This is a genomic window from Lentzea sp. NPDC051213, from assembly GCF_044455585.1.
Taxonomy (GTDB): domain Bacteria; phylum Actinomycetota; class Actinomycetes; order Mycobacteriales; family Pseudonocardiaceae; genus Lentzea.
In genome coordinates this window covers 1-25,053 of the sequence record NZ_JBITEX010000002.1, presented here as the reverse complement: position 1 = coordinate 25,053, position 25,053 = coordinate 1, and the positions used below count along the sequence as shown (strand labels likewise).

Below are 25,053 nucleotides of genomic sequence, written 5' to 3'. Positions count from 1 at the left end.
CAGGTCGGTCGTCGTCTGACGCGTGAGCGCGAGGCCTACCTTGCGCTCGTGGGTCAAGGCGTGAGCAGTCGGGAAGCATGCAAGATCGTCGGGGTGAACGTCCGGACCGGTAAACGCTGGCGTAACGGCACCAACCCGACGGCTGGCAGGAAAGGGACGCCGCCGATCACGTCGGCGGCGTCTTCTGTTGTGCGGGGCCGGTTTCTCAACGAGGACGAGCGCATCATCATCGCCGACCGGCGCCGGGCGGGCACCACCCTGCAGCAGATCGCCGAGGAACTGGGCCGCCACCGGTCAACGATCAGCCGGGAGCTGCGGCACAACGCACACCCGGTGTCCGGGGACTACCGGCCACACGCCGCCCAGGCCCGTGCCCAAGCACGCCGGCCCCGCCCGAAAACCGGCAAGATCGCCGCGAGCCCCGCACTGCGCCAAGCCATCCAGGACGGTCTGGACCTGCGATGGAGCCCGGAACAGATCGTGGCACGCTTGCGCCGGGACTTCCCCGACCGGCCGGAGCTGCACGTGGTCCACGAGACGATCTACCAGGCCCTCTACGTCCAAGGACGCGGTGAGCTACGCCGCGAACTCGCCTCGGCGCTGCGCACCGGCCGGGCGCTGCGCCGCCCGCGCCGCCAAGCCCAGCAGCGCTCACCGCGCATGGCCACCCCGATGGTCATGATCAGCGAACGTCCCGCCGAGGCCAACGACCGCGCGATCCCAGGCCACTGGGAAGGCGACCTGATCATCGGCAAGGACAAGAAATCCGCCATCGGCACCCTGGTCGAACGCACCACCCGCTACATCATGCTCGTGCACCTGCCCGACGGCCGCACCGCAGACGTCGTCCGCGACGCCCTCGTCGACACCGTCCAGACCCTGCCCGCCCACCTCTGGAGGTCGCTGACCTGGGACCAAGGCACCGAGATGTCCGGCCACGCGACGTTCACCGCCGCCACCGACATCCCGGTCTACTTCTGCGACCCGCACAGCCCCTGGCAGCGCGGCAGCAACGAAAACACCAACGGCCTGCTACGCCAATACTTCCCCAAAGGCACCGACCTGTCCGTCCACAGCCGCGAACACCTCAACGCCGTCGCGGTCCAGCTCAACGGCCGCCCACGCGAAACACTGGGCTGGGACACCCCAGCCGAACGCCTCGCTAAACTCTTGACCAAAGCCAGTTGATCACCTGTGTTGCAACGACCCCTGGAATCCGCCGGTTGTACGGGGGCGCGGGGCCGGTGCCGCGAGGCGCCCTGCTGAGCGCCGGAAGGCGCGGTGAAGGTCGGCGGCCACGGCAGTATTGTTCGAACTCGTGATCGAGCACCTCAGCATTCCCACCGAGGCAGGCACCTTCGACGCCATCGCGTCCGGCCCGGAGGACGGCCGCCCGGTGCTGCTGCTGCACGGGTTCCCGGAGGCCGCCATCGAGTGGGAGCACCAGGTCGCGGTGCTCGGCGTGAACGGTTTCCGCGCGGTCGCCCCCGACCAGCGCGGCTACTCGCCCGGCGTCCGGCCGGAGCAGGCCTCCGAGTACACGGTCACGCACCTGGTCGGCGACGTGATCGCGATGGCGGACGCACTGGGCTGGGGCACGTTCGACCTGGTCGGCCACGACTGGGGCGGCGCCGTGGCGTGGTGGACCGCGATCGACCACCCGGACCGGTTGCGGACCCTGAGCGTCTTCTCCACCCCGCATCCCGGCGCGCTGAAGACGGCGCTGCAGACCGACGAGGAACAGCGGATGCGCTCGCAGTACATGCTCGACTGGCGCGAGCGCAGCACCGAGCGGCGGATGCTGGAGAACAACGCGCACGCGCTGCGGCAGATGTTCGAGTGGCGTGTGCGGCCCTCACACGTCGACGAGTACATCCAACGGCTGTCCGAGCCGGGCGCGCTGTCAGCGGCCCTCAACTGGTACCGCGCGGGCAAGCCGTCCGGTGCCGCGGACAAGGTCAGTGTCAAGACCATGTACGTGTGGAGCACCGAGGACGTCGCGTTCGGGTCGATGGCCGCGTTCGAGACCGAGCAGTGGTGCACGGGCGGGTACCGGTTCGAGATGGTCGAGGACGTCAGTCACTGGATCCCCGAGGAGATCCCCGAAGCGGCTTCCTCGATGCTCCTGGAACACCTCGCGTAGCTGTCTGAGCGGCCCGGGACGCGGTAGTTTCGAGGCATGCGCGTGGCCGGTCTCCTGCTCGCCGCGGGGGCCGGCCGCCGGTTCGGCTCCCCCAAGGCTCTCGTTCCGTTGCACGGCAAGCTCTTCGTCGACTCGGCCGCCGAGGTGCTGCGAGCGGCCGGGTGCGACCCGGTCGTCGTCGTGCTCGGCGCGGCCGCCGCCGAGGTGCGGGCACAGGCCTCTTTGGACGGCGTGACGGTGGTCGACAACCCGGACTGGGCGTCCGGCATGGGCTCGTCGCTGCGCACGGGGTTGCACGCCGTGGGCGTCGCCGACGCGGTCGTCGTGCTCCCGGTGGACACTCCCGGGGTCACGGTCGCGGCGCTGCACCGGTTGATGGCGCTGGCCGAGCCTAAAGCGTTGGCACGGGCGGTCTACGACGGTGTCGTGGGCCATCCGGTGCTGATCGGCGCCGATCATTTCCCCGGCGTGATCGCGTCGGCCGCCGGTGACCAGGGCGCGCGGGATTATCTCCAAGCGAACACCGTCCGCCACGTCGAATGCGCTGACGTGGCGGACGGTGCGGACGTGGATCGACCTGAGGACCTCAGGCCACGTAGCGGCGGAGCTTGATGCCCGACGAGACGTTGGAGGCGCTCAGCCAGTGCAGGCCGCCGCCCGCGTAGGCCGGGTCGGACACGGCGAACTCGTTGCCACCGGCGCGGTAGCCGACGATCGTGGCGTAGTGGCCGCCGGAGTAGTTGCGGCCGTTCAGGCGGATCACGTTGATCACGACGGCGTGGCCGCGGTTGGCATTGTAGACGACGTCGGCCTTGAGTTTCTGCAGCAGCTGCGCGTCCGTCGACCACTGCTTGACCTGGTAGTAGGTCGAGCCGGTGTAGTGGTCGAGTGCGCTCTCCAGGTTCTTGATGTTCGGCAGGCCGTTGGTCGTGACCTTCATGTACGAGGCCAGTGTGGACTGCTCGACGTACTTGCCGCGGGCGGTGAGAGCGATGCGGGCGGCGGCAGCGGAGCACCAGTAGCCGGTCTTCTGCACCTGGAACTGGTGCGGCAGCACGCCTTCGCCCTGGATGCCGAGCTCGGAAACGGCCGGGATGACGGTCTCGCCGGGAGCCGCGAACGCGACCGGCGCGGTGAGGATGGTCATCGCGACACCGGCGGCGGCGACCGCTCCGGTGATCTTCGCAAGCTTCATGTTCAGGTCCCCTCAGTGGTGGCGCCGCCCCCTGATGCGGCGCTCGGCGAAAGCTTGCTGGCAGGGCTCACAGGGCCGCCACCACATTCGGCCAAGACCTAAAGAAGCAGGTAGAAGCACTTAGGGCGAGGTAGGGGACCCACTCTGCGTGGGCGAGATAGACCGTTCGGGTCAGTCGCGCCGAACCCCGTACAGGCCCCGTGCCGCTGTGCCAGTCTGCTTGCCGTGTTGCGTGTCCACTTCACGGCGGAGGACCTGGCGAGGGTGCGTGTCGCCCCTGGTCCTGACCCGATGTGGGAGATCCTGCTGAGCCTGCACGTGCTGCGGCAGCGCTCGGCGACCCCGACGTTCGGCACGTGGCGTGCGAACGTCCGGACGACGTTGCCCGACGACACGCGCTGGCTGATGCAGCTGGCGCCACCTGTCGGCTACTCCCCCGACTTCCTGACGCCCACCGCGGGCGCGTGCGCGCTGGACGACGGCATCGACGCGGTGCTGTCGACGCCGGTGGAGTCGTTGCGCTCGGACCTGGCGCAGTTGGACGGTCACCGCCTCGACCCGCGCACCCACCTGCTGGCCAGCGGCGATGTGGCCACTCTGGACTCGCTCGGCGACGCGTTGCGCGCCTACCACCAGCACGCGCTGGCGCCGATCTGGGCCGAGGTCCGCGCCGTCGTGGACGCCGAGCGCGCGGTTCGGGCCCGTTCCTTTCTGGACGGCGGCTGCGAGGGCATGCTTTCCGCTCTGCACCCGACGATCTCGTGGGCGCCGCCGGTGCTGTCGATCGAGTCCCGCTTCCCGCAGCGCGACGTGCACCTGCGCGGCCAGGGCCTGGTGCTCCTGCCGTCGTACTTCTGCTGGGAGCGCCCGATCATGCTCCGCGACCAGCGCCTCTGCCCGGTCCTGGTCTATCCGATCGCGCGGGACATGCACGTGACGAGCGCCGGGAAACGTTCCCTGGAGGCACTCCTGGGGCGCACCCGTGCCGCCGCGCTGGTGGTGATCGCGGGTGGCTGCACGACCACGGAACTGGCTCGCCGCCTGGGGATCTCGGCCGCCTCGGCCAGCGCACACGCGTCGGTGCTGCGCGACGCGGGCCTCGCCGTGGCCCAGCGGCACCGCAACTCCGTGCTGCACACCGCCTCGGCGTTAGGCGTCGAACTGCTGGCCTAGGGGCGGGCGAACACGGCGGCGCGAGCGCAGGCACCGGCCACGACCAGAAGCACCAGCGCCACCCAGACCGGCCACAGCTCGGAGTAGGTGATCGCCAGTGCGATGTGTGTAGCCCCCGCGGCGGTGAACACCGCCGTGAGCACCACCCAGAAGTAGAAATGCAGCCTGATCCAAACCACCCCCGTCCGCCAACAGCTGGTGCGCCTGTTATCGCGCGTATCGGGCTTTGTGGTGCGCGGGTTACTGGTGAGGTCACCGCACATCCGGTACTACTGAGCCGCATGACGACCGACACCGTGACCGGCTCCGACTACGGCAACCTCGTGCGCACGCACCTGACGCGCGTCGAACAGCAAAACGCCTCCGCGCTCGACGACGTGGCCGAGCTCGTGCTGGCCGCCGTGCAGGCCGACGGCACGATCCTCACCGCCGGCGCCGGGCACTCGCTCGCGGCGGTCGCCGAGACCTTCTACCGGGCAGGCGGCCTGGCCTGCGTCCGCCCGATCTACCACCCCGAACTGCTCCCGATGCACGGCGCGATCAGCAGCACGTCCGCCGAACGCCGTTCGGGCCTGGCCGGCGAGGTGCTGCGCGAAGCCGGCCTGGCACCACACGACGTCCTGTTCGTCTTCTCGACCTCGGGCGTCAACTACTACCCCGTCGAACTGGCCCTCGAAGCCGCCAACGCGGGCTGCCCCGTCGTAGCGGTGACGTCCGTGGCCTCGAGCGCCCAGGCCCCGCGCCGTGCGGGCACCACGCTCGCCGAGGTGGCAACGGTCGTCCTGGACAACCTGGTGCCGCCCGGTGACTCCACCTACCCGGCACAGGCACCGGTGACCGCGGCCATCTCGACGCTGGCCACGACGTTCCTGTGGAACCTGCTGATGGTCCGCCTGGTCGACAAGGCCACCGAGACCGGCGTGCAGCTGCCCCTGTGGCGTTCCGCCAACGTCGAAGGCGGCGACGCGGCCAACGCCGAGATGCTCAGGCACTACCAGACCCGCATCCCGCAGCTCGGCTGAGTAGAGATACTCAGAGGTTTTTCAGCGAGTTCGCGTTAGTCTCCCACCGGGGTAGGACCTTCCTGGGGGGAGAGTTTCACAGTGCACGAAAAGACGCGTAGATGGGTCTTGGTAGGCGGCGCGCTCGCCACGTCGACCATCGTCGGCGTGGCGGCCGTCCTGCTGTTCCGCGGCGGACCAGCCGAGTCCAGCGAGCCACCGAAGCTGGTCGAAACGCCGGCGCAAGTGGCCCAGTCGTTCGTGAACAAGGCGTTCTCCGGCGACGCGGCAGCCGCCGCTGCTCTAACTGACGCACCACCCGCGGCGACCCAGATGCTGGCCGCCACCAAGACAGGCATGGCCGAGTCGGCCTACCAGGCCCGCCTGACCCCGGCCGAACCGCCAGGACCGGACGCCACCACCACGGAGATCGTCGCGTCGGTGACGTGGACGATGCCGAACTCGAGCCTGCTGAAGTACGACGTGAAGATCGGCCTGCAGCGCGCCGACAGCACGTGGAAGGTCCGCTGGGCACCCACGATCATCCACCCGCAGCTGACCGAAGGCGCGTCCCTGACCTACCGCAAGGCCATCGCCGACGGCGCACTACTCGGCCGCGACGGCAAGCCACTCGTCCAGGCCACGATCCCGGACGGCCTGTACAAAACGATCACCGGCCAAGCAGGCGACCTGAAGGGCACCGACGGCTGGGAGGTAGGCATCGCCTCAGGCGCCCAGTTCACCGTCCTGGACGGCAAGAAGCCCGAAGCAGGCGAGAAGATCACCGTCACCATCGACCCGGCTCGCCAGGCAGCCGCCCAAGCCGCCGTGGACGCACTGCCACAGGGCGCCGCAATCGTCGCCATAGAACCCAAAACCACCGAAATCCTGGCCGTGGCCCAGAACAAGGCCATGACGGGCACCAACCCGTTCGTAGGCCGCTACGCCCCCGGCTCGACGATGAAGATCGTCACCGCGGCCGCCGCCATGGAAGCGGGCCTGGTGTCAGCCAACGCCGCCGTACCGTGCCCCGCCCGCGCCACCATCGGCACCCGAACCGTGAACAACGCGGGCTTCGGCCACGACTCCATCCCGTTCCACACGGCCTTCGCCCTCTCCTGCAACACCACCTTCGGCAAACTGGGCTACGAACTGCCACCGAACGCTCTGCCGACCATGGCCAAGCGCTTCGGCCTGGGCGCCGACTGGGCAATGCCGGGCGCCGAGACCAACACCGGCAAGGTCCCGCCCGCGTCCGGCGACCAGCAGGTGGAGAACAGCTTCGGCCAGGGCAACGTGGTGGCCAGCCCGTTCGGCATGGCCTTGGTGGCCGCGACCGTGGCCTCGGGGCGCACTCCCACGCCGACCCTCATGCGCGGCCGCGCTGCCACTGCAGGGGATGTCGGTTCTGCTCCGCCTGCTGCTGTGTTGCCGGCGTTGCGGCAGATGATGGGTGAGGTTGTTACCGGTGGGACTGCTCGGCAGTTGGCCGGGTTTGGTGGGCTGGCTGGGAAGACCGGTACTGCCGAGGCTGGTGGCGGTAGTGCGCATGGGTGGTTTGTTGGGTATCAGGGTGGGGTTGCTTTTGCTGTGTTTGTGGAGGATGCCGGGTCTTCGCAGAGTGCGCTCAATGCTGCTGCCGCGTTTCTGAAGGGCTGACCGCTTGGGGACTGGAGCGCGGACCGCGCACTGACACCCTTGATGCGCCCCGGCGCTTCCCTCCGGGGAGTTCACCGCTCATGCTCCGGTTACTCGTGAACAAACACAGCGGCGGTTGCGTTGGGGCGGCACGGCTTCGCCTTTCGCCGACCCGGCACATGCCCTCCTTCGTCGGGCGTGTGCCGGAACGAATTTCCGTGGTCGGCCTGCGTAGATGGTTGCGGGGCGTGGTCCGGTGGCGTGCGTTGGCGTCTGGTGCGTACGTGGTTCATAGGCGCGTGTTGCGTTGTCTAGAGAGAACAGTGCGCACGGTGCCATATGCCGTCTGACCTGGGGTTTCACTCGATCGTGCAATAGAATTCGAACACGTGTTCATGCCATGATGGACGCATGACAGTGACGGCGTTGGGGCTTGCTTCCCCGCTTGAGCTCCTCGACGAGCTCAAGCGGAAAGTCCGCGCGCTGCAACAACTCCAGCACCAGGTGCTGACGATCGTCGGTGCGCTCGAACAGCAGGGCGCGGCGGAAACGTTGGGATACAAGGATCTCGTCGAAGTGTTCAAGCACGTGCTGCGCTGGGATCCGAAGACCACCCGTCGCAAGCTCAAGCAGGCGCAGGCACTCTGCCCCACGGTCACACCCACCGGTTCGACAATCGAGCCGGCACTACCGGGTGTTGCGGCTGCGATGGCCGCGGGCGAACTGTCCGAAGACCACGTCGACGTGCTTGCCGAAGCCATGGCGGGGCTGCCCGCTGCGGCGGAGACCCATGTCGTGGAGTACGCGCGGCAGCACGAACCCCGCTCCGCCAAGGCGTTCTGCAAAGAGCTGGCCTACCGGCTCGACCAGGACGGCCCCGAACCCGCCGAACCCGAGCCGGTGCAGCCACGCAATGTGCTGCGGCGCAAGTGGCAGGGCGGCCGGTATCAGTTGTTCGCCGATCTCGATGCGGAGACCGGGGCGAAGCTGGACGCGTTGATCGACCCGCTGGCCAAACCCGAACCCGAGGATCTGCGGTTCGCGCCGGAACGGGAAGGTGACGCGTTCTGCGACGTCGTCGACCTCGCCCTGCGCGCCGAACGGCACCCCGGCTTCCGCAAGCACTGCCACGGCGGCGAACGCGTCCAGCTCACCGTCACCGTCAACTACGACGAACTCCGCGCCGGGATCGGCGCGGCCCGGCTCGACAACGGTGAACGCCTACCGATGCGACAGGTCCGCAAGATCGCCTGCGACGCCGGCGTCATCCCGATGCTGCTCGGCTCCCGCTCCCAGATCCACGACGTCGGCCGCAAGACCCGGGCCATCAACGCCGGACTACGTCGCATCCTCGTCGCCCGCGACCGAGGCTGCGCGCATCCCGGTTGCACCAGACCACCCAGCCACTGCGAAGCACACCACATCAAGTCATGGGCCGAAGGCGGCGAGACCAACGTCAAAAACCTCGTGCTCCTGTGCCGCAGACACCACGACCTGCTCCACCACTCCGACTGGCAAGTCCAAATGATCGGTGGAGTGCCCATGTTCCGACCGCCCGCCTTCATCGACCCCCAACGAAAACCACGACGAAACCCACTCCACGCCGCATGATCACGCGCCTAGTAAAGGGGTCAGTTCGTTTGCGCTACTTCCGTTCGCTCGCTGAACTTCGGGGTCGGGTACACGGCGACGACGGGCGGTTCGGCGAACTGGGTGTTGTAGAGGCTGGCGTAGCGGCCGTCGGCCTCCATCAGCGCGGTGTGGGTGCCGCGCTCCACGATCGTGCCGGCCTCCAGCACCAGGATTTGGTCGGCGGCGCGGATGGTCGACAAGCGGTGGGCGATCACCAGCGCTGTTCGGCCGTCCAGGGCCTCGGTCAGGGCCTCTTGCACTGCGGCCTCGGACTCCGAGTCCAGGTGGGCGGTTGCCTCGTCCAGGATCACCACGCGTGGCTTGGCCAGTAGGAGGCGGGCGATTGTCAGGCGTTGGCGTTCGCCGCCGGACAGGCGGTAGCCGCGTTCGCCTACCACGGTTTCCAGCTGGTCTGGCAGGGACGTCACCAGGTCCAGCAGCCTGGCTCGGCGCAGCGAGTCCCAGATGTCGTCGTCGGAGGCGCCTGGCGAGGCGTACTCGAGGTTTGCGCGGATCGTGTCGTGGAACAGGTGGCCGTCCTGGGTCACCACGCCGACGGTCGAGCGGAGGGAGTCGAAGGAGAGATCGCGGACGTCTTCTCCTGACAGGCGGACCGCGCCCGAGTCCACGTCGTACAGCCGCGGGACCAGCGAGGCCAGGGTCGACTTGCCGGCGCCGGACGAGCCGACCACGGCTACCAGCTGGCCTGCTTCGGCGGTGAAGCTGATGCCGTGCAACACTTCCTCGCCGCCGCGAGTGTCCAAAGTGGCCACTGCCTCCAGCGAGGCGAGCGATACCTTCTCGGCTGACGGGTAGGCGAAGCGCACGTCGGCGAACTCCACCGACACCGGGCCGGCGGGGACCGAACGGGGGTCAGGCCGTTCCTTGATCATCGGGTCCAGGTCCAGGACCTCGAAGACGCGCTCGAACGACACCAGTGCGGTCATCACGTCGACGCGCGCGTTCGCCAGGGCGGTCAGCGGGGCGTACAGGCGGGTCAGCAGCAGGGCCAGCGACACCACGGTGCCCGCCGCCAGGTGGCCGGTCAGTGCCAGGTAGCCGCCCAGGCCGTAGACCAGAGCTTGCGCCAGCGCCGACACCAGGGTCAGGCCGGTCATGAACCACCGGGTGGCCATCGCGGTGCGGATGCCGATGTCGCGGACCTTCGCGGCCTTGTCGCCGAACTCCTGGTCTTCGCGTTCTGGGCGGCCGAACAGCTTCACCAGCGTCGCGCCCGGCGCCGAGAAGCGCTCGGTCGACTGGGTGACCATCGAGGCGTTCAGGCCGGAGGCCTCGCGCTGCATGTCCGCCATGCGCCTGCCCATGCGCTTGGCCGGCAGCACGAACACCGGCAGCAGCACCAGGGCGAGGGCGGTGACCTGCCACGACAACGTGAACATCACGGCCAGCGACAGCACCAGCTGGATGATGTTCGTGACGAAGCCGGACAGGGTGGAGGTGAACGCGCGCTGTGCGCCGATCACGTCGTTGTTCAGCCGCGACACCAGTGCGCCGGTGCGCGTGCGGGTGAAGAACGCGACGGGCATCTTCTGCACGTGGCCGAACACGGCGCGGCGGAGGTCGTAGATCAGACCCTCACCGATGCGCGTCGACTGCCATCGTTCGACGACGCCCAGACCGGCGTCCACGATCGCGACCAGTGCGATGACCACGGCGAGCCACACCACGACGGAGGGCGCGGAGCCGTTCACGATCGCGTCGACCACGCGGCCTGCCAGCAGCGGCGTCGTCACCGCCAGCACCGACGAGACCACCGTCAGCAGCAGGAACACCAGCAGCTTCGCCCTGTGTGGCCGGGCGAACGCCAGCACGCGCCGGAAAGTGCCTCGGCGCACCTTCGACGGCGCGTCCGAGGTCACACCCACCATGAATCGCCAGGAGCTGTAACCGTCCACGTTGACTAGAACAGCACAGGGGTCTGACAATTCCGCTCGAGGCGCCTACCAGCGCAGAAAAGTTCAGCTTTGAGCGGAAAGGGCCGCAGCCAGCGATCCCAGCCGGCGCAGTTGCGCGGCACGCTCGATCGCGAGCTGGTCGGCCAAGGACACGCCAGATGCCGCCGACGCGATCAACGCCAGCGTCTCCGAGACAGCGCCCGGCAGCGGCTTCAGCACGGAGGCCACCAGCTCCGAGACCGCGGTGTCCAGATCGGAAACGGGCACGACGGAGTTCGCGAGGCCGATCTGCAACGACTCGGCAGCGCCGACGCGCCGTGAGGTCACGCAGATCTCGGCCGCGCGCGAGTAACCCACGAGCCGCACCAAGGGCAGCGTTCCGCCGAGATCGGGCACCAGTCCCAGCCCGGTCTCGGCCATGCAGAACTGCGCGTCCTCAGCGAGCACGCGGAAGTCGCACGCCAGCGCCAACTGGAAGCCCGCGCCGATGGCATGCCCCTGCACCGCGGCGATCGTCACGCGTGCGGGGTCGCTCAGCCAGGTGAACCCCGCCTGGTACGAGGCGATCTTCGCGTCCGCCTCCGCGGCGGGCAAAGACAGCAGCGCACCCAGGCCACCGGGTTCGCCGTCGACGGGCTCGCCGGTGAACATGCGCCGGTCCAGCCCCGCCGAGAAGGCGCGGCCGGAACCCCGGACGACCACGACTCGGACGTCCGGGTCCAGCTGATCACCGATGTGCCGCAACGCCTGCCAGGTGGCAGGCGTCTGTGCGTTCAGCACGTCGGGACGATCGAGCGTGAGAGTGGCGACCGGTCCGGCAATCGCGAGCCGAACGCCACCGCGCTCGAGCAAGCCAGCGTCGATAGCGGGCACTGGCATGATCATTACCTCCGGCCACTAAAAGCTAGTTACCGGAGAGTAGCAGTCTGGGTTCGGGTTACTTCTTCTTCGTCCGGGTGGCGCCACCGCGACCGCGCAGCGTGACGCCGGATTCCGACAGAACCCGGTGCACGAAGCCGTAGGAACGCCCGGTGCTCTCGGCCAGAGCCCGGATGCTCGCGCCCTTTTCGTACTTCTTCTTCAGGTCAGCGGCCAGCTTGTCCCGCGTGGCGCCGGTGATCCGGGCACCCTTCTTCAGGTCAGCCACCTTGTCCCGCCTTCCGTACGAGCAGGTCGGGCCGTTCTACGGCCCCTGTCGTCGCAATGATCGAACAGGATGCGGCAGAACGCCAGGTGATCAAGCAAAGAGATCGCCGAACGGTCGATTCGATCACGCACAGTTGATCAAAGGGTGCGCTCGGTAATCCTTTGAGGGGTGGAGATCACGCCAGCTGCACGAGGTCCAGGTAGTCCTCTGACCAGTGATCCTCGGTGCCGTCGGGCAGCAGGATGACCCGCTCGGGCTCCAGCGCCTCCACCGCACCGGGGTCGTGCGTGACCAGCACGACCGCTCCCTCGTAACGGCGCAACGCGTCGAGAACCTGCTCGCGCGAGGCCGGGTCGAGGTTGTTCGTCGGCTCGTCGAGCAGCAGCACGTTCGCGGCCGACGACACCAGTCCGGCCAGCGCCAGCCTGGTCTTCTCGCCACCGGACAACGTGCCGGCGGGCTGGTCGAGCTGCTCGCCGCTGAACAGGAACGTGCCGAGCAACGACCGCAGCCGCTGCTCCTGCTCGTCCGGCGCCATGTGGCGGATGTTGTCCCACACCGACGCGTTGTGGTCGAGCGTCTCGTGCTCCTGCGCGAAGTAGCCGATCTTCAGGCCGTGACCGGGGACCACGCCACCGGCGTCCGCCTTCTCGCTGCCGCCCAGCAACCGCAGCAACGTCGTCTTGCCGGCACCGTTGAAGCCGAGCACGACGACGCGGGAGCCCTTGTCGATCGCGAGGTCCACGCCGGTGAAGATCTCGAGCGATCCGTAGGACTTGCTCAGACCCTCTGCCATCAAAGGGGTCTTGCCGCACGGGGCTGGCGACGGGAAGCTGATCTTCGCGACCTTGTCGCTCTGGCGCACCTCGTCGAGACCGTCGAGCAGCTTCTGGGCGCGCTTCGCCATGTTCTGCGCCGCAACGGCCTTCGTGGCCTTCGCACCCATCTTGGCGGCCTGCGTCATCAGCGCGCCGGCCTTCTTCTCGGCGTTGGCGCGCTCACGGCGACGACGCTTCTCGTCCGTCGCACGGGCTTCGAGGTACTTCTTCCAGCCGAGGTTGTAGATGTCGACCTCGCCGCGCATCGCGTCGAGGAACCACACCTTGTTCACGACGTCGTCGAGCAGTTCCACGTCGTGCGAGATCACGACGAGCCCGCCGTCGTGGGACTTGAGGAACCCTCGCAACCACGTGATCGAGTCGGCGTCGAGGTGGTTCGTCGGCTCGTCGATGAGCAGGATCGTGCTCGACTTCGCGCCGACACCGGCCTCGGAGGCGGCGAACAGGATGCGCGCCAGCTCCACGCGGCGGCGCTGACCACCGGAGAGCGTCTGGAGCTGCTGCTCCAGCACCCGGTCCGGCAGGCCGAGGTTCGAGCAGATGCGGGCGGCTTCGGACTCGGCGGCGTAACCACCGAGCGCGGCGAAGCGCTCTTCGAGCTTGCCGTACTTGGTGACGGCGATGTCGAGCTCGCGCGGGTCGACCAGCTCGGCCATCTTCGACTGGGCCTTCTCCATGTCGCGGAGAAGCTGGTCGAGGCCTCGCGCGGACAGCACGCGGTCCTTCGCGATGACGGACAGGTCGCCCTCGCGCGGGTCCTGCGGCAGGTAGCCGAGTTCGCCCTTGCGCGTGACGGCGCCGCCGTACGGCTCGCCCTCGCCCGCGAGAACGCGCAGCGAGGTGGTCTTGCCGGCACCGTTGCGACCGACGAGACCGATGCGGTCGCCGGGCTGGATGCGCAGGTTGGCGCCACTCACGAGAATGCGTGAGCCCGCGCGCAACTCCATGTCAGTTGCGGTGATCAAGAGAAACTCCGAGTAGTGAAAAACTTCCGGGCACGGCAAAGGGCGGCACGTCCGGGCTGCCTACTCGAGGAGGATCACGGGACCCAGTCTACGGGGTCGCGACCATCGAATTTCCCACCTGTGTCCGGACGCATAGATTTGCCGACCATGAGCGAAGACTTCTCGGGCAAGGCGGCCCTGGTCACGGGCGCTTCCCGCGGTATCGGCCTCGGCATCGCACGCGAGCTGCTGTCCCGCGGCGCCGCGGTCACCATCACCGGCCGCAAGGCCGACCAGCTGGCCGAGGCGGCCAAGCAGCTGGAAGCCGACACCGGTGGCCGCGTGCTCGCGATCCAGGGCAACGCCGGCGACGACGCGTCCCGCGAAGAGGTCGTGGCCCGCACGGTGGAGAAGTTCGGCAGCCTCGACGTGCTGATCAACAACACCGGCATCAACCCGCAGTACGGCTTCCTGATGGACGCCGACCTGAACGCCGTCCGGAAGATCTTCGACGTCAACGTGGTGGCGGCGCTCGGTTTCGTGCAGCTCGCGTGGAAGGCGTGGATGAGCGAGCACGGCGGTGCGGTCGTGAACGTCGCGTCGATCGGCGGCATCCGGTCCACCGGCGTGATCGGTGCTTATGGAGCGTCCAAAGCGGCGTTGATCCGCCTCACCGAGGAACTGGCGTGGCAGCTCGGCCCGAAGGTGCGGGTCAACGCCGTCGCACCCGCGGTGGTGAAGACGAAGTTCGCCGAGGCGCTGTGGACCGGCCGCGAGGAAGAGGCTCAGCAGCAGTACCCGATGAAGCGCCTGGGCACCCCGCAGGACGTCGCCTCGCTCGTGGCGTTCCTCTGCTCGGACGGCGCGTCGTGGATCACCGGCGAGACCGTTCGCGTCGACGGCGGGATGCTCGCGACCGGCACCCAGGGGTAGCTCAGTCCGCGGCGACGCCCAGCACGTCGAGGAACGCGGCCGCGGCCGGCGTCAGCCCGGCCGCGTTCCACACCAGGTGCTCGACCCGGGAAGGCCCGTTCGTGATCGGCACGGTCGCGACCCCGCTGAGCCGCGGCGTGTAGCCCGACGGCAGCACGGCGACCCCCAGCCCTTCCCGGATGAGCCCTGCCACCAGCTCCGCGGTCGTCACCTCGAACGCGACCTCGCGGTGCAGCCCGGCCGCGGCGAAGGCCTGGTCGGACTGCAGGCGACCGGGTGAGCCGGCGGGGAAGTCGACGAACAGCTCCTCCGCGAGCTCTTTCAGGTCCGTCTCGGCGTGCCCGGCAAGACGGTGGTCCGGCGCGACAACGGCGACGTGGTGGTCGCGCGCCAGTTCGTACGCGCGCACCCCCTCAGGCCGTGCGTTCGGCGGCAGCCCGAGGAACGCGACGTCGAGCACGCCCTGCCGGACCTGGTCGGCCAGCTCGTGGCTCGGCAGCATCCGCAACGCGACCCGCACCTGCGGGTACCGCCCGCGAAACGCCTTCAATGCGGCGGGCAGGTCCACCGCGGCCACCGTGGGGATCACGCCGACCACGAGCCTGCCGCGCACCTCCCCGACGGCCGCCGCGACCTCGGCCGCCGCCCGTTCCGCGAAGTCGAGGCACTGCCGGGCGGACGGCAGGAACACGGTACCGGCGGCGGTGAGCCGGACGCTGCGGCTGGTGCGGTCGAACAGCCGGGCGCCGAGTTCGCGTTCGAGGCGGGCGATCTGGTGGCTGAGCGCGGACTGCACGACGAGGCACCGCCGGGCCGCCTGCGTGAAGCTGCCGGTCTCGGCGACCGCCACGACGTACCGCATCTGCTGGAGCTCCATCCATCTATCTTGAATCACGATGGATCACGTGACAAACATGTGTTGGACTCATTGATCCCGCCGCCCAACACTGGATGACGTGACCGAGAACCTGTCCCGCACCGCACTGGCCGCGTTCGCCCCGGTGGTCTGGGGATCGACCTACGTCGTGACGACCGAACTGCTCCCGGCCGGCCACCCGCTGTTCGCCGGCCTGCTGCGGGCGCTGCCCGCCGGTCTGATCGCGTTGGCGCTGACCAGGACGCTGCCCCGCGGTTCGTGGTGGTGGCAGGCCGCGGTGCTGGGAGTGCTCAACATCGGCCTGTTCTTCCCGTTCCTGTTCATCGCGGCCGAGCGCCTGCCCGGTGGCGTCGCGGCCACGCTGGGTGCCGCGCAACCGCTGGTGGTCGCGCTGCTGGCGGTGGGGGTGCTGAAGGAGAACCCGTCGGCGTGGCGGTTCGCGTGGGGCGTGGTCGGCGTCGTGGGAGTCGGGCTGGTGGTGCTCGGACCGGCCGCCGGGTTCGACCTGATCGGCGTGTTGGCGGGACTGGGTGGCGCCGCCACGATGGCGCTCGGCGTGACGCTGACCAAGAAGTGGGGCAGGCCGGCCGGGGTAGGCCCGACCGCGTTCGCGGGCTGGCAGCTGACGGCGGGTGGTCTGTTCCTGGTGCCGGTGACGTTCCTGTTCGAAGGCCCTCCGCCCGCGATCGGCCTCACCGCGCTGATCGGCTACCTGTGGCTCGGTGGCGTCGGTGGTCTGCTCGCGTACGTGCTGTGGTTCCGCGCGATCACCACGTTGCCGGTCACCTCGGTCTCGATGCTCGGCCTGCTCTCCCCGATGGTCGCCGCGCTGCTCGGTGTCGTGGTGCTCGGCCAGACGCTCGACCCGGTGCAGCTCACCGGTTTCGCCCTCGCTCTCGCCGCGATCGTCGCCGCCCAGCGACCGGCACCTGTTCTCGCCAAAGGGGTTCTTCAGTGAAGATCGAGCTTCAGCACGATCTCGCCGTCCTCGATGTCGCCGGTCGGGAGGAACCCGTACCCGAGGTAGAACGGTTCCGGGCAGCCCTCCCCCGGCACGTAACTGGTGAACAGCTCTTCGGCACCGTCCGCGCGGATCAGCGCGACGACTTCGTCCAGGATCGCCGTGCCGTAGCCACGGCCCTGGTGCCGAGCGCCGATGAGCAGCCGCCACAGGTAGAACGGCCCGAGCAGGCCGGGCCCCGGCACCAGGTTCCAGCTGAGCATGACGAACCCGACCGGCTCGTCACCGGCGTAGACGGCGCGGTACCAGGGTTTGCCTTCCGGCTCCCGTTCCGCATCGAGAAATGACTTCTCGACAGACGCGACGAACCGCTGCTGGTCGGGGCGCACCCGCACGGCGAGCACGGCGTCGCGGTTCTCATCGGTGACCTCGACCAGGCGGATCTGAGCAGTCATGCCCGCATTCTGGGTGCGCCCATGACGTTGCGCCGACCCGTTGATCCGCTCAGCGGGACGTCGGCGGCATCGACGCCACGTGGCTGGACGAGGAGGTCGGGTTCGCGGACGTCTCCGGCTGGGTCGACGGTGGCGCGCCGGGCGTCGACGGCGTGCCGGGCGCGGTCGTCGACTGGAGCGGTGGAACCTGCGGCGGGATCGAGTGGGGCGACGGCACCGAGGTCGGCGTCGACTCCACCGAACTCGGCGGCGGAGTGGGCGAGATCTGCGAGGACGACGGCGGTGACGACGTCGAGGTGGAAGGCGCCGGCACCGCCGGGCCCGGAGGCGTCTGGGCGGGCAGCACGGCGAGCGCCACGGCCACGACGCCCACGGTCGCCAATCCGGTGCCGACCACGGCGATGGCACGCCGGCGGGACCGCACGGCCTCGCCGCGCTGGATCAGGTCGGCGGCCGTGACGGCACGCGGCGGCGCCTCGTCGGAACTCAGCGCGGAAAAAGTCGCCCTCAGGTCGTCTTCGCGAACCATCACACCTCCAGCCTCAGCTGATCGAACTCCGGACCCAGCTTGCGCCGCAACGTCTCCAGACCCTTGCTGCTCTGCGACTTGACCGTGCCGGTCGAGCAGTTGAGCGCCACAGCGGTGTCTTCGACGCTGAGATCGTGCCAATAGCGCAGCACGAGGACAGCGCGTTGCCGTGCGGGCACGGCGGTGAGCGCCTGCCACACCACGAGCCTGTCCTCCGCCCCTGCGGCGGAGGACAGGCCCTCTGGTGGTGCGTCAGTCAGCTTCTCCCTGCGCCAGCGCACCTTCCGGCGTTCCGCGAGGAACGTCCGGACGACGATCTGCCGCAGGTACGGCTCGAGCCCCGACCGGTCGCTGAGCTTGGGACCGGCCAGGTACAGCTTGAGGAACGCCGACTGCATCACGTCCTCCGCCTCGTGCCAGTTGCCGCACAACAAGTACGCGGTGAAGCGCATCGAGTCGGCGCACCGGTCGAAGCAGTCGGTGAACTCGGCCTCCCAGTTCAGCGGTAACTCCTCAGCGGCCCGGGGTCGACGAAACCGGCGGCTGCGTCGGGGGCGGGGTCCAGGACGTGGGCGGGTGCGCCGGCGTGCTCGGCACCGAGGTAGGCGGGTACGGAGCGGAGGTCGGCGCCGAGGTCGGCGGGTACGGCGGGGTGCTCGGTACCGACGTCGGCGGCTGGGTGGGCACCGTGGAAGACGGATGCTGCGGAGCCGAGCTCGTCGGCGGGTATTCCGGCATGGAGGGCACCGACGACGTCGGCGGCAGGGTCGGTGCCGTGGACGACGGCGGTTGCGGAGCCGAGCTCGTCGGCGGGTGCTCGGGCGTGCCGCCACCGTTCAACGCCAGCGCGGGCACCGCGATGCCCACGGCCCCCAGCGCGACAGCTCCCGCCACGATCACCATTCGTTTGCGCACTTGCGACTCCAGCAGGTCAGTGGTGCCTCGGTCAGGCACCCTCACCCGTATCCATGCGGTCGGGCTCAGCTCCGGTTGCCCCTGTGTCCTGGATCACGATCTCCACGCAGCGGGCCCGTTCGGCGGCCTCGTCCAGGATCGCGCGCCGGGGTTCCGGGACGTCCAGGACGCGGTCCTCCGCCTTGGCGAAGACGTCCGAGAGCCTGCGGTCGTTGCGCAGGACGTCCAGCGCCTGCCAGTCGCCACCGAGCACCACGCCGTCGAGTTCGGCGATCCTCGGCACGAGGACCCGGAACACGTCGTCCGCGGCCGCCTGGAGCGCGACGCGGGCCTGACCCTCGCGGCGCCGGGCGAACCGCTGCTGCGACCACCCGCCGGCCCTGATGCGGCCGTGCACCTGTTTGCGGTCGGTCGCGGACAGCTCGACCTTCCCGCCGAACGCCACCCCGACGCTGTGCCCGCCGAGCCGCACGAGGACCAGGCCGATCCGGCGCGGTGCGGTCAGATTTGCAATCACCTCTGCTACCGAGGCACCGCCACGGGTCGTGAACGTGGCCGACGCGCCGTCCGCCGCGGTGATGACGACCTCGTGTTCGCCGACTCGGGTCTGCACGGCGCCGTGGCGGGTCGCGAACCGGGCGATCCAGCCCTCGACGCGTTCCGGCTCGACCTCGACGGCCCGTCCGCCAGGAACCGGACGTACCCGGCTCACGCGCGTTCCACCCACCCGCGGGTACCCCGCACCGGCGAAACGACCTCCAGGTCGCGCGTCAGGCCGCCGGAAGCCCGGTTCCAGAGCCTCACCGCACACACACTAGAACCAACCCGATACGGGGTGTGTGCAGCACAGAGATGTTACTGATCGGTTCGAAACGCTTGACAGATGAGACTCGAAAGCGTGAACTCATCAACCGTATGGATTAACCATTGACTCCATCCGGCGCCGACCAGCGACGTTCACGGACGGGTAGGGTCACTGGGGCGTGATCTTATGACAGCGGGGAGTCACCATGACCACTGCTGCCGGTCGACCAACACTGACCGTTGACGACACTGACTCAACGGGCCACGGCAGCCTCACCCAGCTCTTGACCACGGGACCATTCCCGGAGGCTCTACGAGCTGCGATCAAGGCCAGCCGACTCAGCCTCGACCGCATCCAGCACCGGTTGGCACTGCGCGGCGTGACCATCAGCGTCGCGACGCTCAGCTACTGGCAGTCCGGCCGTCGAAGGCCGGAACGCCCTGAATCGCTGGAGGCACTGAGGCACCTCGAGTCTGTCCTGGGCGTACCCCAATCCGGTCTGTCGGCGCTGCTCGGCCCACCTCGTCCGCGAGGCCGCCGTTGCCGCCCGACGACCATGATGCCGATCGACGCGCTGTGGGCGCGGCGTGAGCGGGTCGCGAACCTGCTCTCGAAGGTCGACACGACCTCCGACCTGAAGCTCGGCCGCATCAGCCAGCACGACCGCATCGAGATCTCTGCCGACGGCGGGCAGAAATCCGTGTGGGTGCGCCAGATCCTGCGTGCGGAGCAGGACGGGCCCGATCGCTGGGCGCTCGTGTTCGAGACCGAGGAGTCGGACGTGCTCCCCGAGATCGTGAACGTGCGCAACTGCCACCTCGGCCGCATCGCCCGTGACCACGAAGCCAACATCATGGTCGCGGAGATGATGTTCGAACGGCCGCTGACCCGCGGCGAGACGCTCATCATGGAATACCAGCTGGTGTTCCCGGAGGGCCACGCTCCCAAGGGCAACAACACCTTCGCCCGGAAGTTCCGGCTGCCGGTCCGCGAGTACGTCATCGAGGTCCGGTTCGACGAGACGAACCTGCCTTCGCGCGTGCAGCAGTACAGCGTGCCCGCGGGTGACGAGACGCCGTCGCGGCGGCGCAACCTGACCCTGGACTCGGGCGGCGGCGTGCACGCCGTGGCTCTGGGCTTCGGTCCCGGTGTGTTCGGCATTCGCTGGGAATGGCCGAACCGCTAGTTCTTATGCCGCAACGGAAAGGCCCCCGGCTCGCGAGCCGGGGGCCTTTCCGTTGTCAGTTCAGCTCATCACACCCAGCCGGCGACGTGCAGCGTCACGGAGCGGATCGAACCGCGGTCCGTGCCGACGACGTCAGCGACCTTGAACGTCCAGTTGCCGTCCGCCGAATCCACCAGCAGCGCCGACAACGGGGTCCCCGCCGTCCACGAGCCCGTGAACGGCGCGTCGCCGCTCAGCACCGACGAGAACGAGCGCGTCGCCGAGTCGGTGAACACGGCCTGGCAGATGTTGTTGCCACTGCTGCCCGCCCGCGAGAACAACGTGACGGACTTGCCCGCCGGCGAGGTCAGCGTGCCGACCAGGTCACCGACGAAGGTGTGGTCGATGCCCACCGTCGTGGCACCGTCCGCTGCGGAACAGGTCGCCCCGTCCACCGAGAACTTCAGGTTCGACGCACCGCCGACACCCGTGACGGGCACCGAGATCGACACACCGGTCTGGTCGTTGTCGGGGATGGCCACCGGCGCACCGCTGTACGCGAAGGTCTTGAACTCGCGCGACGGCTCACCGACGCGGTAGCTGAACGACGCCGTGGTCGGCGAGGTCGAGCCCGCGTAGGTCACCCGAGCGTCGAGCCGCACCGCCGAACCGAGCGCGGCGGAAGCCGGCACGGTCACCTTGTAGGTGTTGCTGACGGTCTGGCCGACGTCGATGTTGCCGTAGTACTTCGACCGCGGCGCGATGGTCACGCCGGCGCTCGGGGTCGTCAGCACGACCGAGGTCGACGCGGCAGAGCCGTCGCCGCCGTTGGTCACCGGCACCGTCACCGTGGCGGTCGTGCCCGGCTTGAGGTACTGGCTGCCGTCGTTGTCGTTGACGATCGTCGGACGCTGCGCACGAGCCAGCGCCTGCGGCGACGCACCCGTGTACTGCAGGGCGCGGTCCGCCATCACGATGCCGGCACCGGTGCGGTTGTCCACACCGGCCTCGACGATGTCGATCGCCGTGGCGACAAGGGCTTCCTTGACGTCGGCGGGCGACAGGGTCGGGTTGCCGGACAGGATCAGACCGGCGATCGCGGCCGCGTTCGGGGCCGAGGCCGACGTGCCGAAGAACGGCGCGAAGCCCGGCACCGACGTGGTCACGCCGTCGGCCGCGGTGATGTCCGGCTTCTGCCGGGTCTCGGCCAGCGGCGAGCCGTCGGGCGCGAAGAACGTCTTGCGCGGCCCGTCGGAGGTGAAGCGCTCCGGCTTCTGCGTGCCGTCGAACGCGTTGGGGAACGGGCCCTTCGGGTTCGCCGGGTCACCGGGGTGCAGGTCGAACGGCAACGCAGCGGCGGCCGGGGCGGCCGCGACCGAGATCGCGCCCTTGGCCGCCGAGTGGCCGCGGGTCATGCCGGGCGAGACGAACTTCTTGAGACCGTCGTTGGAGTCGGCGAACCGGCCACCGAACAGCGACAGCGCGAAGTACTTGTCCTCACCGCGGAACTTCACGACCGCGAGCCGCGTGCCCGTGGAGGTGCTCGGGGTGTTGAGCCGCTCGAACGGGTCCTGCGCACCGTCCTGGTTGTTCTGGCTGAACGTCACGACGTTGCCCTGGGCGTTGACCAGGTAGAGGTCGTAGTCGTTGAACGACTGGCCCAGCGGGTCCGCCCAGTGCAGCGTCACCGGGGTGTCGCCGGAGAAGTTCGACAGCGGGTTGAACAGCTGCTTGGCGTTCGGGTCCGGGTTGAAGTCGTGCGCGGAGCCCGCGAACTTGCCGACACCGACACCGGAGTCGACGAACTGGCCCTCGTAGTGGCCGGCGGTGCCGTCCGCGACGTTGCCCTGGTTGCCGGCGCTGGAGAAGAACAGAGCGCCGTCCGCGGCCACCGCGTCGACGGCGCGCGCGATGATGCCGTCCTGGAACGGCGACTCGTTGAAGTAGATGACGTCGTCGACGATGACGTCGCAGCCGAGCTGGAAGCGCAGCTTCTTGATGTTGTCCGCGAAGCTCGCGTCGCCGTTGAACGCCGTGGCGAAGCCGAGTTCGGCGTTGGGCGCGAGGTCGTGGAGGATCTCGAGCATCGCGGTGCCCTCGTCACCGGAGCCCGCCTGACCCGGCAGGACGTCGACAGCGGGCAGCTCGCCCGCGGCCTGCGACACGGCCAGCGAACCGACACCGTCGGAGAGCGCGCAGAGCTTCACGCCGACACCGGTCACGTGGAACGACCCACGCGCCGCCTCGGCGCTGTGCGCCTTGTCGCTCTCGGCGACCTTGGCCGCCTGCACCGACATCTGCTTCTCGGCGAGCCTGCGCTCGATCTCCCGAGCCTTGTCCTCTTTGGACGGAACCTGCTTGCGGCTCTTGTTGTCCCGCTTGTTCTTCACGTCCTGCGTCATCGCGTCGCTGCCGGCCTCGACGCGGGCGACGTCGTCCCGGCCGGCGATCTCCGCGATCTTCGCGACGGGGACCTCCGCGCGCACGGTGCGGTGCTCGGGGGACACTGCCCGGATCTGTCCGCCCGCCGCGCGGACAGCGTTGACCAGGTCCTCGGAGTACTGCTTGGCACGGATGTCCACCAGGGTGGTGGACTGCGGCGTCACGGCAACGCCGGTCTGCACCTGCGGAAGGGCGCTCGTCGTCCCCATCTGGGTGCGCTTGCGCGCCTCCACCACGAGCGTGCTGTCTACCTTGGACTCAGCTGGAGTGAGCGACTTCTTGATGCTCTGCAGCGCGGCGATCTGGCCCGCGGTGCGGTCGTTGATGGTCTTCGAAGCCTTGACCGGGTCAGCGGATGCCGGCGAGACCGCGGTGAGCGCGGCCAGCAGTACGGCGGTTCCGGCTGTGACTAAGGTCGTGCCTCTTCGAGATCGGCGCACAGGGCTTCTCCCCCGAACGTTGGCGTGCCCCCGAGCACGCGGCCTGCGGCCGGATGTTCCCGGCCGAGGCGTCAACGTATGGCGATCGACTGATCACAGTCAGCATCCTTTTGGGCTACTTCCCACTTAGCAGGCGCAATCACACTTCACAGAACAAACGCGTCCGTCCACAACTGACCCGTTCGCCCGGAAAGGGCTTCCAACAGCGCCGCGGCCTGATTGTCGGTCAGCGAGGCGATGAAGTCGACGACCGCTCGCCCCCGCGCGAGCCCCCGAATCACATCAGGACCAATCGGCATCTCACCCGTTGGACCGACCAATGTGGACGGCTCCGTCCGGGCGAGTCCCGCGTACTCCGTTTCGGCCAACTCGACCAGGTCGTGCAGCCGCCGCGGCAGGCGATCGGCCTCCGACCGATCGGTCACCCACTGTTCCAATGCGTCCACCAGCGAACTCAGCAACCGCGCCTGTCCACGTTGGTGCAACGCCAGATCCGGCCGCAGCAACACGAACCGCCGGTGCACGAACTTCAGCACCTGCACCTCGTGCCACTGCGCCACCGCGAGCACCACGTGCCCTGACCTCGGCGTCGGCTCCTCGATCACGCCGACCGCGTCGACGAGCCTCCTGGTCCACCGCGCGCTGAACCCCGCGACGGCCTGCTCGGCCTCGACCGACCCGTCGAACGGCACGGACAGCAGGCCGTCGACCAGCTCCTTGCTCACCTTCCGGACCGCGAGCGCGAACGCCTCGTCGTTCATCACCCAGGAGTCCTTGAGGTGCATCCTGCGCCTGAGCGTCTCGAGCGACCGGCCGGGCATCCGGATCTCCGCGCTGAGCTCGGCATCGCTCAGGCCGGCGAGGTCGAGCGCCTGCGCCAGCCACGTGCCGAGCTCAGCGGCGACCGTGGCGTGCTGCAGGACGCCGACCCGGTGGAAGTCCTCCAGGTCGTGGATCGCGTAGGCGATGTCGTCCGCGGTGTCCATGACGCTCGCCTCGACGGTCTGCTGCCACGGCTCGACCCGCCCCTCGAACGGCTCGCGCGCCTGCCTGAGGTCGTTGATCTCCGTGACGTACGCGGAGAACTTCGAGCTACCGGTCCCCGGCATGTCCTCGGGCTCGGCCGCGCCACGGGGAGCCACCGGCAGGTCGATCGCCTCGTGCCGGGTCCACGGGTACTTCAGCATCGCCGCCCGCACCGCCACCGTCAGGTCGAGCCCGAGGGCCCTGGGCCCGCGCACGTCCGTCGTCGTGACGATGCGGAACGACTGCGCGTTGCCCTCGAACCCGTCCGGCAACCCGAACCGGTGCCGCGCCAGCCGGTCCAGCACCTGCTCGCCGAGGTGCCCGAACGGCGGGTGGCCAAGGTCGTGCGCGAGCGCCGCGGCCTCCACCACGTCGGGGTCGCAGCCGCCGAGCTTCTCGAGCACCGCGACCAGCTCGGGCCGGCCGGTGAGCCGTTCCGCGATGGCCCGCGCGGCCTGCGCGACCTTGAGGCTGTGGGTCAGCCGGTTGTGCACGAGCAGGCCCGACCCCGTGGAGCTCACGACCTGCGTGACGCCGCCGAGCCGCGCGAAGAACGGGGAGCTCGCGACCCGGTCGCGGTCCACCCGGAACGGGTTGGTCGCGAGGTCGGCAGTGCGGCCCTTGCCGCCAGACCGGCGGGCACTGCGGTGCTCGTTGTGCATGGCAGAGAAGGTATACCGCCAGCCAGTCACAGATCCTGAGGAGCACGCCCGAAGACGCAGAAAACCCCCGAGGGGAACGCTTGTGGCGCTCGACCCTCAGGGGTTTTCTGTACGTAAGTTCGGCGGCGACCTACTCTCCCACACCGTAACCAGTGCAGTACCATCGGCGCAGAAGGGCTTAACTACCGGGTTCGGAATGGGACCGGGTGTTTCCC

The 25,053-nt window shown here is 69.0% G+C and carries 24 protein-coding genes and 1 rRNA gene; 10 read left to right on the top strand and 15 right to left on the bottom strand.

Annotated features, from left to right (window positions below; genetic code table 11):
* Positions 1-60 precede the first annotated feature (60 nt).
* The 3 genes from ACIA8G_RS06935 to ACIA8G_RS06925 all read left to right on the top strand — a co-directional run bounded on the left by ACIA8G_RS06935 (position 61) and on the right by ACIA8G_RS06925 (position 2,755).
* Positions 61-1,188 (top strand): IS30 family transposase, encoded by a 1,128-nt coding sequence (locus ACIA8G_RS06935; RefSeq protein WP_396418663.1) that lies wholly within the window; start codon positions 61-63, stop codon positions 1,186-1,188.
* Between the two features lie 130 nt (positions 1,189-1,318).
* Positions 1,319-2,143, top strand: a complete 825-nt coding sequence (locus ACIA8G_RS06930) for an alpha/beta fold hydrolase (RefSeq protein ID WP_396417352.1) — start codon at positions 1,319-1,321, stop codon at positions 2,141-2,143.
* A gap of 36 nt (positions 2,144-2,179) precedes the next feature.
* Positions 2,180-2,755, top strand: coding sequence for an NTP transferase domain-containing protein (locus ACIA8G_RS06925; RefSeq protein WP_396417351.1), 576 nt, complete (start codon positions 2,180-2,182; stop codon positions 2,753-2,755).
* On the opposite strand, the gene ACIA8G_RS06920 is transcribed toward ACIA8G_RS06925, so the two are convergent.
* Positions 2,730-3,338 carry a C39 family peptidase gene (locus tag ACIA8G_RS06920; RefSeq protein WP_396417350.1) on the bottom strand — a complete coding sequence of 203 codons (609 nt, stop codon included), beginning with the start codon at positions 3,336-3,338 and terminating at the stop codon, positions 2,730-2,732. The two genes, ACIA8G_RS06925 and ACIA8G_RS06920, sit on opposite strands and share 26 nt — an antisense overlap.
* 225 nt (positions 3,339-3,563) lie before the next feature.
* On the opposite strand from ACIA8G_RS06920, the gene ACIA8G_RS06915 reads away from it, so the two are divergent.
* Positions 3,564-4,511, top strand: coding sequence for an ArsR family transcriptional regulator (locus ACIA8G_RS06915; RefSeq protein WP_396417349.1), 948 nt, complete (start codon positions 3,564-3,566; stop codon positions 4,509-4,511).
* Here the strand turns inward: ACIA8G_RS06915 and ACIA8G_RS06910 are convergent.
* Entirely contained in the window at positions 4,508-4,690 is a 183-nt protein-coding gene (locus tag ACIA8G_RS06910) for a hypothetical protein (RefSeq protein ID WP_396417348.1), read from the bottom strand. The genes ACIA8G_RS06915 and ACIA8G_RS06910 overlap by 4 nt on opposite strands.
* Before the next feature lie 102 nt (positions 4,691-4,792).
* Here ACIA8G_RS06910 and ACIA8G_RS06905 point away from each other — a divergent pair, with 102 nt between their 5' ends.
* The 3 genes from ACIA8G_RS06905 to ACIA8G_RS06895 all read left to right on the top strand — a co-directional run bounded on the left by ACIA8G_RS06905 (position 4,793) and on the right by ACIA8G_RS06895 (position 8,761).
* The gene (locus tag ACIA8G_RS06905; protein ID WP_396417347.1) at positions 4,793-5,533 is read left to right on the top strand and encodes an SIS domain-containing protein; all 741 of its coding nucleotides are present in this window, start codon (positions 4,793-4,795) and stop codon (positions 5,531-5,533) included.
* Between the two features lie 147 nt (positions 5,534-5,680).
* A complete protein-coding gene (locus ACIA8G_RS06900; RefSeq protein WP_396417346.1) occupies positions 5,681-7,171 on the top strand; it encodes a penicillin-binding transpeptidase domain-containing protein in 1,491 nt (496 codons plus the stop codon).
* A 390-nt stretch (positions 7,172-7,561) separates the two neighbouring features.
* Positions 7,562-8,761: a DUF222 domain-containing protein gene (locus ACIA8G_RS06895; RefSeq protein ID WP_396417345.1), complete on the top strand. Its 1,200-nt coding sequence runs from the start codon at positions 7,562-7,564 to the stop codon at positions 8,759-8,761.
* Positions 8,762-8,781: 20 nt separating this feature from the next.
* Here ACIA8G_RS06895 and ACIA8G_RS06890 read toward each other — a convergent pair whose 3' ends face one another.
* From ACIA8G_RS06890 to ACIA8G_RS06875, 4 genes are all read right to left on the bottom strand, one after another.
* Positions 8,782-10,662 carry an ABC transporter ATP-binding protein gene (locus ACIA8G_RS06890; protein WP_396417344.1) on the bottom strand — a complete coding sequence of 627 codons (1,881 nt, stop codon included), beginning with the start codon at positions 10,660-10,662 and terminating at the stop codon, positions 8,782-8,784.
* A gap of 99 nt (positions 10,663-10,761) precedes the next feature.
* The gene (locus ACIA8G_RS06885) at positions 10,762-11,577 is read right to left on the bottom strand and encodes an enoyl-CoA hydratase/isomerase family protein (protein WP_396417343.1); all 816 of its coding nucleotides are present in this window, start codon (positions 11,575-11,577) and stop codon (positions 10,762-10,764) included.
* A 58-nt stretch (positions 11,578-11,635) separates the two neighbouring features.
* Entirely contained in the window at positions 11,636-11,845 is a 210-nt protein-coding gene (locus tag ACIA8G_RS06880; protein ID WP_030473247.1) for a helix-turn-helix domain-containing protein, read from the bottom strand.
* A gap of 175 nt (positions 11,846-12,020) precedes the next feature.
* Positions 12,021-13,649: an ABC-F family ATP-binding cassette domain-containing protein gene (locus ACIA8G_RS06875; protein WP_396417342.1), complete on the bottom strand. Its 1,629-nt coding sequence runs from the start codon at positions 13,647-13,649 to the stop codon at positions 12,021-12,023.
* Positions 13,650-13,796: 147 nt separating this feature from the next.
* Here ACIA8G_RS06875 and ACIA8G_RS06870 point away from each other — a divergent pair, with 147 nt between their 5' ends.
* Positions 13,797-14,561, top strand: a complete 765-nt coding sequence (locus tag ACIA8G_RS06870) for an SDR family oxidoreductase (RefSeq protein ID WP_396417341.1) — start codon at positions 13,797-13,799, stop codon at positions 14,559-14,561.
* 1 nt (position 14,562) lies between these two features.
* Here the strand turns inward: ACIA8G_RS06870 and ACIA8G_RS06865 are convergent, their stop codons facing one another.
* Complete coding sequence (locus tag ACIA8G_RS06865; RefSeq protein ID WP_396417340.1) at positions 14,563-15,438, bottom strand: LysR family transcriptional regulator; 876 nt, start codon at positions 15,436-15,438, stop codon at positions 14,563-14,565.
* Positions 15,439-15,517: 79 nt separating this feature from the next.
* Here ACIA8G_RS06865 and ACIA8G_RS06860 point away from each other — a divergent pair, with 79 nt between their 5' ends.
* Positions 15,518-16,396, top strand: coding sequence for an EamA family transporter (locus ACIA8G_RS06860; RefSeq protein WP_396417339.1), 879 nt, complete (start codon positions 15,518-15,520; stop codon positions 16,394-16,396).
* Here the strand turns inward: ACIA8G_RS06860 and ACIA8G_RS06855 are convergent.
* The 5 genes from ACIA8G_RS06855 to ACIA8G_RS06835 are packed head-to-tail and all read right to left on the bottom strand — an operon-like array spanning position 16,390 to position 19,010.
* Positions 16,390-16,854, bottom strand: coding sequence for a GNAT family N-acetyltransferase (locus ACIA8G_RS06855; protein ID WP_396417338.1), 465 nt, complete (start codon positions 16,852-16,854; stop codon positions 16,390-16,392). The two genes, ACIA8G_RS06860 and ACIA8G_RS06855, sit on opposite strands and share 7 nt — an antisense overlap.
* 49 nt (positions 16,855-16,903) lie before the next feature.
* Positions 16,904-17,383 (bottom strand): hypothetical protein, encoded by a 480-nt coding sequence (locus tag ACIA8G_RS06850; protein ID WP_396417337.1) that lies wholly within the window; start codon positions 17,381-17,383, stop codon positions 16,904-16,906.
* Positions 17,383-17,886, bottom strand: coding sequence for a SigE family RNA polymerase sigma factor (locus ACIA8G_RS06845; RefSeq protein ID WP_396418662.1), 504 nt, complete (start codon positions 17,884-17,886; stop codon positions 17,383-17,385). The genes ACIA8G_RS06850 and ACIA8G_RS06845 overlap by 1 nt, the downstream gene beginning before the upstream one ends.
* A 10-nt stretch (positions 17,887-17,896) precedes the next feature.
* Positions 17,897-18,298: a hypothetical protein gene (locus tag ACIA8G_RS06840; protein ID WP_396418707.1), complete on the bottom strand. Its 402-nt coding sequence runs from the start codon at positions 18,296-18,298 to the stop codon at positions 17,897-17,899.
* Between the two features lie 31 nt (positions 18,299-18,329).
* Entirely contained in the window at positions 18,330-19,010 is a 681-nt protein-coding gene (locus ACIA8G_RS06835; RefSeq protein ID WP_396417336.1) for an acVLRF1 family peptidyl-tRNA hydrolase, read from the bottom strand.
* 376 nt (positions 19,011-19,386) lie between these two features.
* On the opposite strand from ACIA8G_RS06835, the gene ACIA8G_RS06830 reads away from it, so the two are divergent.
* Positions 19,387-20,289 (top strand): hypothetical protein, encoded by a 903-nt coding sequence (locus ACIA8G_RS06830; protein ID WP_396417335.1) that lies wholly within the window; start codon positions 19,387-19,389, stop codon positions 20,287-20,289.
* A 68-nt stretch (positions 20,290-20,357) separates the two neighbouring features.
* On the opposite strand, the gene ACIA8G_RS06825 is transcribed toward ACIA8G_RS06830, so the two are convergent.
* From ACIA8G_RS06825 to rrf, 3 genes are all read right to left on the bottom strand, one after another.
* Positions 20,358-23,150, bottom strand: a complete 2,793-nt coding sequence (locus tag ACIA8G_RS06825; protein ID WP_396417334.1) for a S8 family serine peptidase — start codon at positions 23,148-23,150, stop codon at positions 20,358-20,360.
* A gap of 146 nt (positions 23,151-23,296) precedes the next feature.
* Complete coding sequence (locus ACIA8G_RS06820) at positions 23,297-24,838, bottom strand: deoxyguanosinetriphosphate triphosphohydrolase family protein (protein WP_396417333.1); 1,542 nt, start codon at positions 24,836-24,838, stop codon at positions 23,297-23,299.
* A gap of 117 nt (positions 24,839-24,955) precedes the next feature.
* A 5S ribosomal RNA gene (gene rrf / locus ACIA8G_RS06815) occupies positions 24,956-25,053 on the bottom strand; the annotation flags it as partial.